This window comes from Marinomonas sp. ATLA20, assembly GCF_057180105.1.
The window spans coordinates 127,190-141,930 of the sequence record NZ_JBXUKU010000003.1; the positions used below are offsets into that span (position 1 = coordinate 127,190).

12 protein-coding genes are annotated in these 14,741 nt (G+C 42.7%); 6 read left to right on the forward strand and 6 right to left on the reverse strand.

The features are described 5' to 3' along the window. Nucleotides 1–158: 158 nt before the first annotated feature. Nucleotides 159–1,568, reverse strand: coding sequence for an aminotransferase-like domain-containing protein (locus tag AC2A4J_RS07015; RefSeq protein WP_484175446.1), 1,410 nt, complete (start codon nt 1,566–1,568; stop codon nt 159–161). 236 nt (nt 1,569–1,804) lie between these two features. Here AC2A4J_RS07015 and AC2A4J_RS07020 point away from each other — a divergent pair, with 236 nt between their 5' ends. From AC2A4J_RS07020 to AC2A4J_RS07035, 4 genes are all read left to right on the forward strand, one after another. Continuing rightward, nucleotides 1,805–1,996, forward strand: a complete 192-nt coding sequence (locus AC2A4J_RS07020; protein ID WP_484175447.1) for a DUF1127 domain-containing protein — start codon at nt 1,805–1,807, stop codon at nt 1,994–1,996. Between the two features lie 12 nt (nt 1,997–2,008). Continuing rightward, nucleotides 2,009–2,617: a LysE family translocator gene (locus AC2A4J_RS07025; protein ID WP_484175448.1), complete on the forward strand. Its 609-nt coding sequence runs from the start codon at nt 2,009–2,011 to the stop codon at nt 2,615–2,617. 22 nt (nt 2,618–2,639) lie between these two features. Further along, a complete protein-coding gene (locus AC2A4J_RS07030) occupies nt 2,640–2,954 on the forward strand; it encodes a GIY-YIG nuclease family protein (RefSeq protein WP_484175449.1) in 315 nt (104 codons plus the stop codon). A gap of 109 nt (nt 2,955–3,063) precedes the next feature. Beyond that, nucleotides 3,064–3,465, forward strand: coding sequence for a VOC family protein (locus AC2A4J_RS07035; RefSeq protein WP_484175450.1), 402 nt, complete (start codon nt 3,064–3,066; stop codon nt 3,463–3,465). Here AC2A4J_RS07035 and AC2A4J_RS07040 read toward each other — a convergent pair. The 4 genes from AC2A4J_RS07040 to AC2A4J_RS07055 all read right to left on the reverse strand — a co-directional run bounded on the left by AC2A4J_RS07040 (nt 3,440) and on the right by AC2A4J_RS07055 (nt 8,854). Then, nucleotides 3,440–5,422, reverse strand: a complete 1,983-nt coding sequence (locus AC2A4J_RS07040) for a RecQ family ATP-dependent DNA helicase (RefSeq protein ID WP_484175451.1) — start codon at nt 5,420–5,422, stop codon at nt 3,440–3,442. The two genes, AC2A4J_RS07035 and AC2A4J_RS07040, sit on opposite strands and share 26 nt — an antisense overlap. Continuing rightward, a complete protein-coding gene (locus AC2A4J_RS07045) occupies nt 5,419–6,426 on the reverse strand; it encodes a serine/threonine protein kinase (RefSeq protein WP_484175452.1) in 1,008 nt (335 codons plus the stop codon). Before AC2A4J_RS07045 ends, AC2A4J_RS07040 begins: the two co-directional genes overlap by 4 nt. Nucleotides 6,427–6,518: 92 nt before the next feature. Next, complete coding sequence (locus AC2A4J_RS07050; RefSeq protein WP_484175453.1) at nt 6,519–7,784, reverse strand: response regulator; 1,266 nt, start codon at nt 7,782–7,784, stop codon at nt 6,519–6,521. 419 nt (nt 7,785–8,203) lie between these two features. Beyond that, nucleotides 8,204–8,854: a 2OG-Fe dioxygenase family protein gene (locus AC2A4J_RS07055; protein ID WP_484175454.1), complete on the reverse strand. Its 651-nt coding sequence runs from the start codon at nt 8,852–8,854 to the stop codon at nt 8,204–8,206. Nucleotides 8,855–9,202: 348 nt separating this feature from the next. On the opposite strand from AC2A4J_RS07055, the gene AC2A4J_RS07060 reads away from it, so the two are divergent. Together AC2A4J_RS07060 and AC2A4J_RS07065 are read left to right on the forward strand one after the other, a co-directional pair. After that, a complete protein-coding gene (locus tag AC2A4J_RS07060) occupies nt 9,203–10,759 on the forward strand; it encodes a methyl-accepting chemotaxis protein (RefSeq protein ID WP_255828460.1) in 1,557 nt (518 codons plus the stop codon). Nucleotides 10,760–10,866: 107 nt separating this feature from the next. Continuing rightward, complete coding sequence (locus AC2A4J_RS07065) at nt 10,867–12,654, forward strand: ABC transporter transmembrane domain-containing protein (protein ID WP_484175455.1); 1,788 nt, start codon at nt 10,867–10,869, stop codon at nt 12,652–12,654. Here the strand turns inward: AC2A4J_RS07065 and glgX are convergent. Next, nucleotides 12,651–14,690: a glycogen debranching protein GlgX gene (glgX, locus tag AC2A4J_RS07070; RefSeq protein ID WP_484175456.1), complete on the reverse strand. Its 2,040-nt coding sequence runs from the start codon at nt 14,688–14,690 to the stop codon at nt 12,651–12,653. The two genes, AC2A4J_RS07065 and glgX, sit on opposite strands and share 4 nt — an antisense overlap. Between the last annotated feature and the right edge of the window lie 51 nt (nt 14,691–14,741).

Here is a 14,741-nt window from a genome sequence, read left to right on the forward strand (position 1 = left end):
GGCCTTTAAAAAAATTTTGTAATATTGCCTTACAGTCAATACGGTATTTTTACCTAATTATCCCGTCATTGGTTAGTGCTTTTAACCTTCTTTTCGTTTATTTACATTCCTCATCCGGCTATTCAGCTTGCCATGAGGTTGATGGCGATAGACTTAGTTTAATCTTTGAATTGCTTCAGTATTTTTGCCAAGGTTTTGATTGCCCATTCACGTTTTTCCATACTTTGTTCGCTGAAGTTGAGTCGAAAGCAGTTGCGATATTTGCCTGTGGCAGAGAATAGTGGGCCAGGCGCAAAGCCTACGCCTTCTTCACGGCATCGTTCGACGAGCTTCATACTGTCAATGCTAGGGTGTAGCTCTACCCATAAAATAAAGCTGCCCGCAGGGTAGCTTACCCTTGTATCGCTAGGTAAGTAGGTTTTTATGATATGAAGTAAATGGTCGCGCTGTTGTTCGTAGTCTTGTCTCATTTTACGGATATGCTTGGCGTAGCCACCTAAGCGGATAAATTTAGCGATGGCTAGTTGTGGAAAAACAGGGCACATGGAACTACTGACGTACTTAATGTGAGTTACCTTATCACGATAGCGGCCGGGTGCAATCCAGCCAACTCGCATTCCCGGCGCAATGGTTTTAGAAAAAGATGAGCACAATAAAACTCGCCCATCAGTATCAAAAGATTTTATGCTTTTAGGGCGTGGAAATTGATACGAAATATCCCCGTAGATGTCGTCTTCTATGATGGCAATATCATAGCTTTGTGCGAGCCGATAAAGCTGTTCTTTTTTGTCCTCTGGCATGGTGTAGCCCATTGGGTTATTACAGGTTGGCGTAACAAAAATGGCTTTGATTGGCCATTGATCAAGCGCTAATTCTAGGGCTTCAAGACTGATACCCGTTTCAGGGTGAGTTGGAATCTCCATCGCTTTAAGGTTAGCCGCTTTGATCGCTTGCATGGAACCATAGAAACTTGGAGACTCGATGGCAATAATATCGCCAGGCTCTGTGACAGCTCGTAAGCAAACCGATAGTGCCTCTTGGCAACCTGAGGTGACGACTAAATCGTCAGGGTGTAGCTGACAACCTGATGCGACCGCTAGGCGACAAAGTTGCGAGCGTAATTCTTCTGTCCCTCGGATATCGGCATAACCAAGGCCGAGTTCAGGTTTTTGTTTGGAGAGATCAGACAAGGTTTTGAGTAAGGGTTTTAAGGTGGTTGCTTTCATATCCGGCATGGCATGTTGCAACTGCACACCTTTATTGCCACTGCGATTCATTAACATGTTGAGCACTTCTTCCCATTGGGAAACTTCTAGTGGACGCTGCGGTGGCCTTGAAATGCTTGGCAGATTGTCTTTTTTTCGTGAGCAAACAAAGTAGCCAGATTTCGGTCGAGCTTCTACCAGTAACTCTTGTTCAAGCTGTCGATACGCTTCTTGTACGGTGGAGATACTGACACCATGTTCTTGGGATAGTTGACGTACTGATGGCAGTTTATCGCCAGACTTATAGAAGTCATGCTGTATGTGCTCTCGTAAGCGATTGGCAAGCTGTTGATAAAGTGTCATAGCATCCTTCCTTAAAAACGTTGGTGATATCTGTATCGATTATAAGGTGTAGACGTGTCACTTATGACCATACAGATTAGGGTTTATTGAACCATACAGTGGAACGAAATGACGAACTGTATGTTTCAATATGTGATTTATTGGATCTGTATTGTATTTCTGCCTTCTTTTAAAGTAGTTACTCATACACATAGCACTATGAAATTCTGATTTGTGCGACTTAAAGGGAGAAGGATATGTTAGTTGTCGGCGTATTTGCTTGTATTCAAAAAAGTGTAGAGCGTTTCAAAACACGTAGAAAATTAGCGTCTATGACCGCTCAGCAGATGAGTGACATAGGTATGACAGCAGAGATTAAAGAGATGGAATTAGCAAAGGCTGGCATCATGGGGTTTCTACGAGATGTGCTGTTTTATATTAAAAAATAAAGGGCGGATATCATGATAGATGTGTCATTTTTTTTAGCGCTTGCCCTGTTTGCTTTTGTGACTTCCGTGACACCAGGTCCTAATAATATTATGTTGTTGGCTTCTGGTGCCCAGTTTGGTTTTCGTCGAACGTTACCGCATATGCTGGGGATTGTTCTGGGAGTTGCCAGTTTGCTGTTTTCAACATTGCTCGGCCTTGGTGCATTATTTACGTTATATCCGCCTTTGTACAATGTATTAAGATGGGTCGGCTGTGCTTACTTACTTTGGTTAGCATGGAAAATTGGTAGTGCGCCAGTGGGTAACTTGGACGCTAAAAAATCATCTTCTGCCCCAATGAACTGGTGGCAAGCTTTGCTTTTTCAATACGTTAATCCGAAGGCATGGATGATGGCGATTGGATGTGTTAGTTCTTTTGCTATTGCGGGCGATTTGTATGTCCAGTCTGGTGTTTGGATGATTGTTTTGTTTGCAGCGATGGGGTTTCCGGCCATTTCTATTTGGGCATGGGCTGGCGTGAGTATTCGACGTTGGTTAACCGACCAAAAGCGTCAACGAATATTTAACTATTGTATGGGAATTGCCACGGCCTCGACGTTATTGCTTATTATTGGCAATTGAGCGCACAGGAGAGGAATTTAAAGTGACGGATAAACGGAAAGAGCAAGGTGTTTCGAAAAATCTGGAATGGAGTCTTTATATGATAAAGACTCGCTTAAATACCATTTATACTGGCATTAGTACCGATGTAGATCGACGTTTCAAAGAACATTCTGGTGCCAATAAGCGGGGCGCTCGTTATCTGAAAGGCAAAGGACCACTTGAATTAGTGTGGCAACAAGCCGTCGGTACAAAGAGTGACGCATTAGTATTGGAGCATAAAGTGAAAAAATTAAATCGGCGTCAAAAACTAAGCCTCATAGAGGGTGGGTTAGATCTTACGTCACTTAGTCATTGAATGTGAAAAAAGGCGAGTCTATCAAGCACAATATAAGCTTGTCTTTCCTGTCGATCATTCGTAGCATGTCTTATATTCTGTGATGGCTTGCATTAGGAGGCAAGGAGCTATGATAAGTCATTTTGACCACATCGTTTTGACGGTGGCAAATATCGACAAAGCCGTGTCTTTTTACGAAATCGTGCTAAAAATGGAGCCTGTGACTTTTGCTAACGGACGCAAAGCAATGCGCTTTGGCAAGCAAAAGATCAATCTTCAATTACTGGGTCAAGAGCTTCGCAACCATGCGATGGAAGGGTCTGGCGATGTATGCCTGATTACTGACTGGAGTATGGATGAAGTGATTGATCATCTTAAAGGTTGTAAGGTGACTATCCTAGAAGGCCCTGTTACCAAATCTGGAGCACTGGGGCCAATCCAATCTGTCTATTTCAATGATCCTGATAATAATCTCATTGAAGTCAGTGTCTACGAAGAGTCCCTTTCTAACGACGAGCAAGAAGCTGAGTAACGGCATCCAGTATTGATTCATAACTTTGTTCTTCGTACTTACCAAAACCGCTAAGTTGTCGGGCTTTGATTTTTGTGAAAATAGGTTGTGTTAAACCTGTTAAAAAGCGTGTTATCAATACGGCTGTGATTTCTGTTGCTGGGCTTTTGCTTCCAACATGTTGAGAAAATTCTCGAACGTATTCGGTTAAACTATCCAGCCATTCAATATCGTTATTTATGTCTTCTTGTTGCGATAATTCAAGAACATTTCCACGACAAACCGAACAATGCCCGCAGCGCTCAGGTGAGTTTTGATCGCCAAAATAGCGCGCTAAGTTATGATTTAAACAACGATCCAGTTGAAAAAAACGAATCATGGTCGCAATACGTTCAATTTCGGCGTTTTGTTTTTCTTCCACATATTCATGCAATTGGCTGGCTAATGTCTGGTGATGAAAGTGTTCTGTATGGAATTGGTAGACTTCGGTTAATCCTTTACTTTCAAGTGTCAGAACATTGTGGTCCGCTGCGAATTCCAAGATTTGTAGCACGTCTCCCCGAGATAACCCTGCTTCATTAAACAGTTTGTCAAAATCAGGTGTGCCCCAGATTTTTTTATACTGGATGCTTTTTAGCAGTGCTTGATAGGCGGCTTGCCATTCAGCTGGAATCTGGCTAGCAAAAGCGACTCTATCGCCTTCCCATTTTATTTTTACATCCGCGTAAAAACTGTATTTTGGCGTGATGGCGTCCAATAATTCAAGCTGTACCAATAACGTTTTTAACGGCAATGAGCGAATGTTTGTATGGTTAGATAATCCGTATAACTGTGTTTCCCATTCGTCTGCAACGGTTTCCTCAGTAATAGTGCGAAGTAAATTATTTATGTTCTGAGGTTCTGGTGTATCTCCGTAAACAAAGTTTTCTAAGGTACTTAAGCCTTCTAAGTTAGCAAGTAAGACGCATCGGCTTGGTTGGTTGTCACGCCCCGCACGGCCAATTTCTTGGCTGTAGTTTTCAATGGATTTAGGAAGATCAAAGTGCACGACTAAACGAATATCGGACTTGTCGATGCCCATGCCAAACGCAATGGTCGCAACGATAATACGTGTCTTGCTAACCGTGGCTTTGTCATTCATGAAACGGGCTTGGATAGCGCTGCGGACATCACTACTCAATCCAGCATGATAAGCTTCAGCAGAATAACCATCGGCTTGTAAAGCACGAGCGACATCTTCGGCTGTTTTCTGCTGAGTGACATAAACAATACTCGCGCCTTGGGTTTCGTTGAGTATGTTTTTTAAGGCGTTTAGTTTTTGATGGCTTTGAACGGGTATAAGATCAATGTCTAAATTGTGTCGATAAAAGCCAGTTTGCACAATATGTTCAGGATAAATTGCAAACTTCTGTGCCATGTCTCGCTGAACTCGACGTGTTGCCGTGGCGGTTAACAGTAAGACTAATGGGATGGCCAGTTCTTGTTGGTAAGAGGGCAGTTTTAGATAATCAGGCCTGAAATTATGGCCCCATTCAGAAATACAATGTGCCTCGTCTACGACTAACATGGAAATGGGAACACGCTTGATAAAACGACGAAAACGTTCATTTTTAAAGCGTTCTACCGAGATCATTAAAATCTTGATAGCGCCACTTTGCACGCCAGATATAACCGCTTGGCTTTCGTCTTTGCTCTGGCTGGAATCTAAACACGCGGCAGGAATGCCTTTTTCGGTTAAAAAGGCTAGTTGGTCATGCATTAAGGCAATCAACGGTGAGATGACTAGTGTCAAATTGGGCAGCTGAGTGGCGGTAAATTGGTAACACAATGATTTACCAGAACCTGTTGGAAAAACCGCGAGAGAGGAATGCCCAGCAAGAAGCTGTTTAATGGTTTGTTTTTGACCTTCACGGAATTCGTTGAAACCAAACTGAGAATGTAGCGAGTGTTCCAGTGGCGGGATATTTGAAGGTATCATCGTGAAATCTGCCCCCATTCTAATTCGCAGTTCTTCAATTCGCTTAAGTGGTTGATCCAGTAATCTTCGCTGCCAAACCAAGCAAAGGCTTTGACGAAAGCGGGATCATGCCATCGGCTTTGTAACCATGCGGCGTAGCTGATAACCCGCACACACTTGAACACATCTACCAAATCTAATTCGCGCGTTTCAAAGGGCAAATAGGTTTCATAGCCTTCAATTATTTCACTTAACTGTTGTCTGGGGTTCTCAGTTTGCGTGATGTGCAACCATAAATCTTGAATAGCAACGCCATTCTGACAGTCATCAAAATCTAATAGATGAAATTGTCCATCTTGCAGCATTAGGTTACTGCGATGGCAGTCGCCGTGTATTGGACGTAGCTGAGACGGCCAATAGCGCTTTATGATGGCCTCACATTTTTCTCGCAATGTTGTGATTTGCTTTTGATAAATAGGTTTGAGCTTTTCAGGCAACTGTAACTCTTTGGCAAGTTCTGCTTTTCCAAATAAAGTACGCCCGGTCAAAATTTGATTCGCAGCGTCGTCCATTTGCGATAAGGGAGAGACACTGATGCGATCTTTAAAGGTGTCTGTTTGCAGACTTTGGTGTAGTTGGCCAATAAGTTCGCCAATTTGATAAAGCTGATCTAGATTGTCTGCTTCTGGATGCTGCCCCACCAATCTTGGAGACAAGCAAAAAAGCATATCTTTGTGACGGAGTAAACTCTCGCCATTAAATTCTAACGGTGCCACAACGGGAACGCCGGCGGCTTTGAGTTTTAATAGTGTTTGGTGCTCTTCTCTAATCTGCGCTTCGCTCCAGCGTTCGGGGCGATAAAACTTTGCTATAACCGGTGAGGCGTCTTCGATACCAATTTGGTAAACCCTATTCTCGTAACTGTTTAACGGGTAAATGCGAGAGTCGCTCCATAAGCCAGTGGACTCTACGGCATCTAAAATGACATCAGGAATAAGGGACGAAAAGGAATGAGTAGCCGTCATAAAGGATGCTCTGATCGTAAAAAAATATAAATAGGGCGTGTCTGTTAAAGTACCAACACAAATATGCGGGTGACGATAACGGTGTCAGGGGATTATAGCAAGCCGAGGCGTTTTTTCAGTGTGTGCTTTTGAGCTTCGGTAAGAGGAGAAGCTTGCTCAGTTTCAATGAGATGGTTCCATTGTTGCCAAGATTTAATGGCTTCACCTGTATGGTTACGAGCAAGATGTTGTTTTATTTCTATGCGAAAAGAGTTAGATATTGCGGCTGGATTACCTTTACCAAAAGAACGCAAACGAATAAGTGTACGTTTGGATTTACTTACCAAACGGGAGTTTTCAGAGCCGTTGCTCATTAAATTAGTTAGGCATGTCAGGTATTCATAGTAGAACTCTACCTTTTCATGGCTGGTTTCTTTAGTTAGTCGGATGACTTTTGCATAGGCATGTTCAGCGGTTTCCCAATCTTGCAGTTGCATGCTAATTTCTGCCAAGCGGATCACTCGGTCTAAAGAACGCGGGGAAACCTTTAATGCGTTTATCATGGTTGTTTGAGCGTCTTCTAAGTTCCCTAATTCTTCATAGGCATCGCTCAGTAAATCATAAGCCGACATGTAGTGACGGCTCAAATTAATAGTTTGTTCTAGTTTTGCGGCAGCAGCGACTATAGCGCCAAGCTTAAATTCACATAGTGCGATGCCAAAATGAGCCCACGCAAGTTGTTTGTTTTGCTTGATCACAAGCAGGTAATGGCTTTTTGCTTCTTTGTAGTGTCCTCTTGCGTACAAAGACTCGCCAATGGTTTTTAGGCATTGACTGGCATAATTGGGGTGTTGCTCCATGATGACTTTGGCCTGTGACTCCATTGTTTCGAAATCACTTTCCTTGCGGGCATTGTTGATGGTTTGAAAGATATTTTTTTGCTTTTTAACTCGCTCAAACCGGCGAAAAAAAGCCGCGGGCGTGAAGGGTTTGACTAAATAGCTATCGGGCTGAAATTCTAAGGCGCTGACGACACTTTCATAAGCCGTGTCGGCGGTAATCATAATGAAAATATTAGAATAGTCTTGAGAGTAGGTTTTGCGTGAGGCTTCTAGGATTTGCTGGCCGTCTACGGTCCCTCCTAAATTGTAATCAGATAAAACGACGTCGTACGATCTTTCTAAAATTCGCTTAAGAGCAGCTTGTCCAGACTGCTCAATGTCGATATTGGAGTACCCCATAGACGTAATCAAAGATTTAAGCATCGAGCGCATTTCACCGAGATCTTCGATGATCAGAACAGTCTTCTTTGATATATCTATAATTTCTTGTTGGATATCTTTAGGGCTATCAACGCCAAGGGTTATTACGTCTGTCAAAGCGATACCTGATCTTAATAAGTGTTTAAAATTTAATTCTTAATTTATATCATTTGAGAAATTAAAAAACTTATTGGAATCGTTATTTAAAGTGAGAATCTGTAACTGAATGGTTTTTTTTCTTTTATATCAGTAGCTTGTTGGGAATTAATATTTGTTACAGAATGTTAAGCAATCATAGGATTTATATATTTAAAGGGCTTCAAAAAGCGTGATTATGTTATTTAGAAATAGGCTGATAGTTTATTTCTAAATGTGGAATGTTTCTACAAAATAAGGCAGCGCAGGTGTAAAAATAGAAGAAAGACTTTTACACCTCCGATCTCATATCACGCTATCAAGGCCAGCTTCTAGCGCTTTTTGATTGGTTTTGTTGTGAAAATAGCAAGCAATAAGGTTTTTGCGAGCGAATGTTATTTCTAATGTAGTAAATTCGCTGTAAGCACAAATATGTCCATGTATCCTTGGTCGTCATTAGTGGGTGTAATTGGTTGAGCGCTGTGGAAAAACTTACGATCGTTTAGAACGATAAATTCACCTTTATCAAAGTCATGACTGATTAGAGCAGGGCTATTTTTGTCTAAGTGAATATTAATATTTCCCCCTTCGATATTATGACGCTGCATTACGTATATTCCGATGCGATCAAAACCGTCTTGATGTACACCTTCAGGTGCAACTTCTGCACTTTTATGGTCTGCAAAAATGCGCAGCTGGTGCACTTCGATTGTTGTTCCATCTGCCACACTAGCCATGTTTTGGAAATGCTCAAACAATTCAATAAAGGCAGGATCTAACACTATGTGGTCATCAACTTCTTCATAGTGTCGGACGACATTACCTTGAAAATGGTTGATGTTTTCATCTTGTACGAAGTCCTTGGAAGGTAGGCGGTTTAGTTTTCCTTGTTCAAAGGTAAAGCGGGAATAGCGACGTAAGCGAAATTCGCCATCCGCGTAAGGATTGGCAGGTAAATGATCAAAAGAAGGGGCAAGGTGGTTCACACTATCTGGTGTTAGTTGCCCTAATTCCAGGTAAAAGGACTCTGTCTTAAACTTGTTAGTGATCATGATATTTATCCTCAATTCATACGTTGGCAGGTTGTGCGCAACGGCTTTCTTGTTTTTGTTGTGCTTCGTGAGCTCACTTTCTAGTGTAGTTGGATTGTCGAAGAATTTTTCTGCTTTTTATGTGTGTAAAAAGTAAAATTAGAGATATCTAATCTAGTTTTTTGTTTTTTTTAGCATTACCAATCTAATTTTTTGAAAACTTACTTCTGATGATCGCTATTGGCCGATAGCAAGTATTGTTGTTTTTTTCTGTGAGACTTTAGTCTTATGCGCTTCGTTTTGTGTTGACCTTCTGCTTACATAACTTAACACTGGAAAAAAATAATAATTAAAAGGAAGGAAAAGGCGATGGTGTATTTCCAGTTATGTGGTGTGTTTGGGCTTCTCATACTTTTTATCGTTGGCTATGTGCAAGGCTCAGTTCCTGTTTCTTATGTTGGTATTGGCATTTTGTTATGCGCTTTTCTGATTATCCCAAAATGTATTCGAAAAACACCGATAAGTATTTCGCAAGACTCTGATATTAAGGACGATAAAACCTTTTCTGAAGTCAGTGAAACTGTCACACGGGCTACCTCTAAGATGGCAATGGGGGCGGCAGAGGTGTCTCACTTTGTTGATACACTTAGTAAGGACATTCACCTTACTCGAGACGATAGCGAGCAGATATCTCAGGCAGTAGAAACGCTATCTAACACGGGGATGACATTGTCGACCAACTTAGGTCAGCTAGCTCATACGATGAGCGATACGGCTAAATCTAGTCGTACTGCTCAAACGGCCTTGTCACAAAGTGCCGATCAGATTCATGAACTAACGGGAAAAGTACAAGCCGCCAGTGAGCAATTGGCCTTGTTAACCAAAAGTGCTGATGACATTGACACTATCACAGCGGTTATTAAGGGGGTGTCTGAGCAAACTAATCTATTAGCGTTAAATGCTGCCATTGAAGCGGCTCGTGCCGGTGAACAAGGGCGAGGTTTTGCAGTAGTAGCAGATGAAGTGCGTGCATTAGCGGCCAAAAGCGCCGATGCCTCAGAGCAAATTTCTAGCCTTTTGGCCGATGTTCGTCGTAACAGTGAACTCACCAATAATGAAATGTCATCGTTGAAAAGTCTTACTGAGTCTCTTTCTAGTACCTTATTAGGAGAAACTCAGCGTTTTATTTCGTTAACAGAAGAGGTTCAGCATGCCTCAGGGGTTCTGTCAGAAGTAGAGAGTGCCGGAGAAGAGCTTGGTACAGCCAGTACTCAGATTAATGGTTCCATTTCGCGAATTAGTGGTGCTTTGCAAGACATTTCTCAGCGTAGTGATAAATTGTCCAAAGAGGCATCGGGTTTGAGTAATGGAGCTGAAATCGTCTTTAGAGAACTTGATAAGGTTGATCAATCATTATTCTTTTCTGAATTATTGATGGTGGCTAAAACGGCAGCTCAATCCATAGGGCAACTTTTCGAAGAAGCCATTCAAAAAGGCGAGTTAACAGAGCAAGTTGTTTTTTCTAAAGACTACCAACCAATCAATAACACCAATCCACAGAAATACAGTACGTCTTACGATGCCTTTAGTGATCGAGCATTTCCTGCTATTCAAGAAGCCATATTGGAAAAGCATGAGCAGGTGATGTTTGCCGGTGCTGTGGATGTGAATGGCTATTTTCCAACCCATAACAAAAAGTTTAGTCAGCCATTAACGGGAGATTACGAAAAAGATTTGGTAAACAATCGCAGCAAACGTATTTTTAATGATGCTACTGGCAGTCGTTGCGGTGCGCATACAGAAAGCTTTTTATTACAAACCTATAAGCGTGATACGGGAGAAATTCTTCATGATCTTTCCGTGCCTATTTTTGTCAATGGTAAGCATTGGGGCGGTTTCCGTATGGGATTCAAATCGGGCGCCTGATTACAAAGTGTTTAGCAATGAGCCATCTCTACTCGGTATTTACCCAGTTGCGATAGCTCAGATACGCTATAGTGACGGTCATTATTACTTTGTGGTGGTTTTGACAGATGAACAAGTCGGAAAAAGTTGATAGCGGAATAAAAACACTCCTGCCTTTTTTGCGTCCATATCGACGCCAGATGGTAATGGCCTTGATTGCCTTGGTCGTTACCGCTGGTACCATGTTGAGCTTGGGTAAGGGGGTACAATTCCTTATTGATCAAGGCTTGGCTTCTGGATCGGAAGCGGGTTTAACTCATGCCCTGATTATTTTTATCGGTTTGGTGTTTTTATTGGGTATTGGCAGCTTTTGTCGTTTTTATCTGGTGTCATGGATAGGTGAGCGCGTGGTGGCGGATATTCGTCAAGCCGTTTTTGCTCACCTGCTTACCTTGTCTCCTTCCTTTTTTGAAGACAATTCTCCGAGTGAAATTCAATCCCGTATTACCTCCGATACCACACTTTTGCAGAGTGTGATTGGCTCTTCTTTATCGATTGCTTTACGCAGCAGCTTGATGCTGATTGGTGGGATTTTATTCTTATTGGTGATGCATTTTAAACTCACGCTCATTTTGCTGACTTGTGTGCCTTTTGTCATTGTGCCTGTGGTGTATTTTGGAAGACGAGTACGCCGGCTCTCACGTGATAGCCAAGATGAAGTGGCTAATGTCGGGCGCTATTTATCACAAGCGCTGCGTCACATAAAAGTAGTGCAAGCTTTTACTCATGAAAAGCATGATGCACAGCGTTTTTCAGCCACAGTCGATCGAGCCTTTGATGTGAGTGTGAAACGAATTCAACAACGCTCTTGGCTCACTTTAATGGTTATTTTGCTGTCCATGAGTGGTATTGGTGTGATGTTGTGGTTCGGCGGAAAAGATGTCATCTCTGGTGCCATCAGTGCTGGTGATCTGGCGAGCTTCTTATTTTACTCCATTATTGTTGCCGGTGCCGTTGGTGCCATTTCCGAAGTTATGGGCGAGTTGCAACGGGCTGCGGGGGCAGCAGAGCGTATTATGGAATTGCTCAGTGCTAAAAGTGCTGTAGTCAGTGGTTCTAGCGAGTTTTCTTCTCAGAATATGGCTAAGATCCGTCAAGGCGAAGCAATCATTCAGTTTAAAAATGTCGAATTTCGTTACCCAACAAGACCAGATTATGCGGCGTTAAAGAATTTGTCGTTTTCCATTAAACAAGGCGAGATGTTGGCTCTAGTTGGACCATCAGGTGCGGGTAAGTCGACCTTATTTGAATTACTTCTGCGCTTTTATGATCCTCAAGAAGGTGGTATTTACTTGGCTGGCGAGAACATTAAAGCGTATTCCTTAGAGGATTTACGTCAGCGCTTTGCCTTTGTACCACAAGAGACGGTTCTATTCGACCAAACAGTTTACGATAACTTGGGCTACGCCAATCGCAACGCAAGCAAGGAATCGATTCAACATTCCGCAGAACAAGCCAATGCCCATGAATTTATTACTCGTTTGGACAAGGGCTATGAGACGCGTTTAGGGGAAGACGGCGTGCGTTTGTCTGGTGGCCAAAGGCAACGTGTAGCCATTGCTCGGGCGATATTAAAAGACGCACCGATTTTGTTGCTAGACGAAGCAACCAGCGCTCTAGATGCGGAAAGTGAAAACAAGGTTCAAGCGGCTCTAGAACCACTTATGAAGGGAAGAACCACCTTGGTGATTGCTCACCGCTTGGCAACTGTGTTGAATGCAGATCGAATTATTGTGATGGAGCAAGGGGAAATAATCGCCCAAGGCACCCACAGTGAATTGCTGGAAACGTGTGCCTTGTATAAGCGATTGGCGGATTTGCAGTTTAATCAAAATGACGACGTTCGGGCTGATTAAAACTTACCCACAAAAACACCTCGGTAAGCGCAATGGAGAGCACTGTTTTTGATGGATAAACCTGGCGTTTGGTAAAGCGTTTCAACCTCGTCATTGTCTGTTGGTAATGGAACGCTCAGTGGTGCGTCGCTGCTGTAAAAAACAATCCAAAAGCTGTTAGAAAGATCCGCGGGTGTGAGCGTTAACGCAATAAAATGTCGGCTGTCATCCGCCCAGTTTTCGATTGACATTGGTTCGCTATGTTCGTTTAGCCAATGGATTTTATCCGATGTTGTGTGTTGATAGAGTGGGTCGTCTTCTAAGCGAATTTCAGCCAAAACCGGATAGCTTTTACGTAATGCCATCAGTGTTGCTATGGTGTCTTGGATTGCTGTTCTTGCATGGCTTGTTGCCGTATCTATGTCTTGCCAAGTTTGCCAAGTAATGTCGTTGTCTTGGCAGTAGGCGTTGTTGTTGCCTTGTTGGCTATGGGACAGTTCGTCACCACCCAAAATGTGCGGTGTACCTTGGCTTAATAATAACGTCGCGATAAAACATAATTGCTGATTTAAGCGTTTCTGTTGAATCTCTTGGTCGTCTGTTTCGCCTTCGGCACCAAAGTTTTGGCTAATATTATCGCCATGCCCGTCTCGGTTTTCTTCCATGTTGGCAAGGTTATGGCGTTGGTGATAAGACACCAAGTCCTTCATAGTGTAACCATCATGATAGGTGATGTAATTTACCGAATTAAGTGCGCTCTTTTGCCCTTTATGGAAAAAATCTCTTGATCCCATAAGGCGAGTTGCGAATTCAGGTACTTGAGCGCCATCACCGCGCCAGAAACGACGAATGGTATCTCGGTATTGGTCGTTGCATTCGAGAAAGCCTCTGGGAAATTGCCCGACTTGATAGCCGTTTGGACCAATATCCCAAGGTTCCATGACAAGGCAGGTTTCGCTTAAAACAGGATCTTGGAGAATGGCTTGTAATAACGGTGCTTTTGCCGTGAAATCGTGATCAGTTCGACCAAGATCGACACCTAGATCAAAGCGAAAACCATCTACACCCATGACATCGACCCAATAACGCATACTGTCGCAGATAAGACGAATGCTGGTGGGGCTATAGGTATCGATACAGTTACCACAGCCCGTGTAATTCAAATATTGGCCATCTTGGTGGCGATAGTAGCGTGCATTGTCTAAGCCTCGGTAACACACGCTGGATTGGTCTACTTCACTTTCAGCAGTGTGGTTATACACCACGTCTAAAATCACTTCAAAACCTGCTTGGCGTAATCCATCTACCATTTGTTGAAACTCAACAATCGCGTCTTTTATGGCGTAAGAGGGCTCTACTGCAAAAAAGCTAATCGGGTTATAACCCCAATAATTGTTGAGTTCTAATTGCTCTAAATGACGTTCTGTCATGAAACTGAAGCAAGGCATTAACTGGATTGTGGTGATGTTTAGGCTTTTTAAATGTTCAATGCCAGCGGAAGATATAACACCAAGATAAGTACCTTGCAGCTCGCGTTCAATGGGCAGGTTTTTACTGAAGCCTTTAACGTGCAATTCATATAAAGCACGACTTGAAGGGGTGACTTTTATTCTTTCAGGACGACCTGACTTTGCTTCGATAGTGCGAACAATCGATTTAGGCACACAATATGCGGAATCGGTTTGGTGTGCTTGGCCTTCTTTGGTGATCGCGGCTTGATCTTCGTGCCAAACCAGTTTGGCGCTTAGTTCTTTTGCATAAGGGTCAATCAGCAGCTTTTGCTTATTGTAGAGTTGTTTCAGTTCAGGTTTGAATTCGCCTTCTGCCCGTAATCCGTAATGCTGGCCTTCTGTTAAACCGAGCACTTCCATATACCAAATCCCTTTATTTTTATTAATAAAAGGTATTGGTTCCTGTTCATTGCCTTCGTTATCAAACAAACACAAATTTAACTGGATGGCATCTTCAGCAACCACGGCAAAGTTAACACCGTCTTTGGTGACGGTAGCACCTAGAGGAAAAGGAGAGCCATTGGAAACGTGTTGCGTTTGGTTCATGAATACCTCTAGATGCTGTGGTCGAACTGTTGCTTTGCTTGTGCTGATATT

Coding starts and splice junctions, on each gene's coding strand:
- AC2A4J_RS07015 (WP_484175446.1), bottom strand. CDS start 1,568: ATGACACTTTATCAACAGCTTGCCAATCGCTTACGAGAGCACATACAG.
- AC2A4J_RS07020 (WP_484175447.1), top strand. CDS start 1,805: ATGTTAGTTGTCGGCGTATTTGCTTGTATTCAAAAAAGTGTAGAGCGT.
- AC2A4J_RS07025 (WP_484175448.1), top strand. CDS start 2,009: ATGATAGATGTGTCATTTTTTTTAGCGCTTGCCCTGTTTGCTTTTGTG.
- AC2A4J_RS07035 (WP_484175450.1), top strand. CDS start 3,064: ATGATAAGTCATTTTGACCACATCGTTTTGACGGTGGCAAATATCGAC.
- AC2A4J_RS07040 (WP_484175451.1), bottom strand. CDS start 5,422: ATGATACCTTCAAATATCCCGCCACTGGAACACTCGCTACATTCTCAG.
- AC2A4J_RS07045 (WP_484175452.1), bottom strand. CDS start 6,426: ATGACGGCTACTCATTCCTTTTCGTCCCTTATTCCTGATGTCATTTTA.
- AC2A4J_RS07055 (WP_484175454.1), bottom strand. CDS start 8,854: ATGATCACTAACAAGTTTAAGACAGAGTCCTTTTACCTGGAATTAGGG.
- AC2A4J_RS07060 (WP_255828460.1), top strand. CDS start 9,203: ATGGTGTATTTCCAGTTATGTGGTGTGTTTGGGCTTCTCATACTTTTT.
- AC2A4J_RS07065 (WP_484175455.1), top strand. CDS start 10,867: ATGAACAAGTCGGAAAAAGTTGATAGCGGAATAAAAACACTCCTGCCT.
- glgX (WP_484175456.1), bottom strand. CDS start 14,690: ATGAACCAAACGCAACACGTTTCCAATGGCTCTCCTTTTCCTCTAGGT.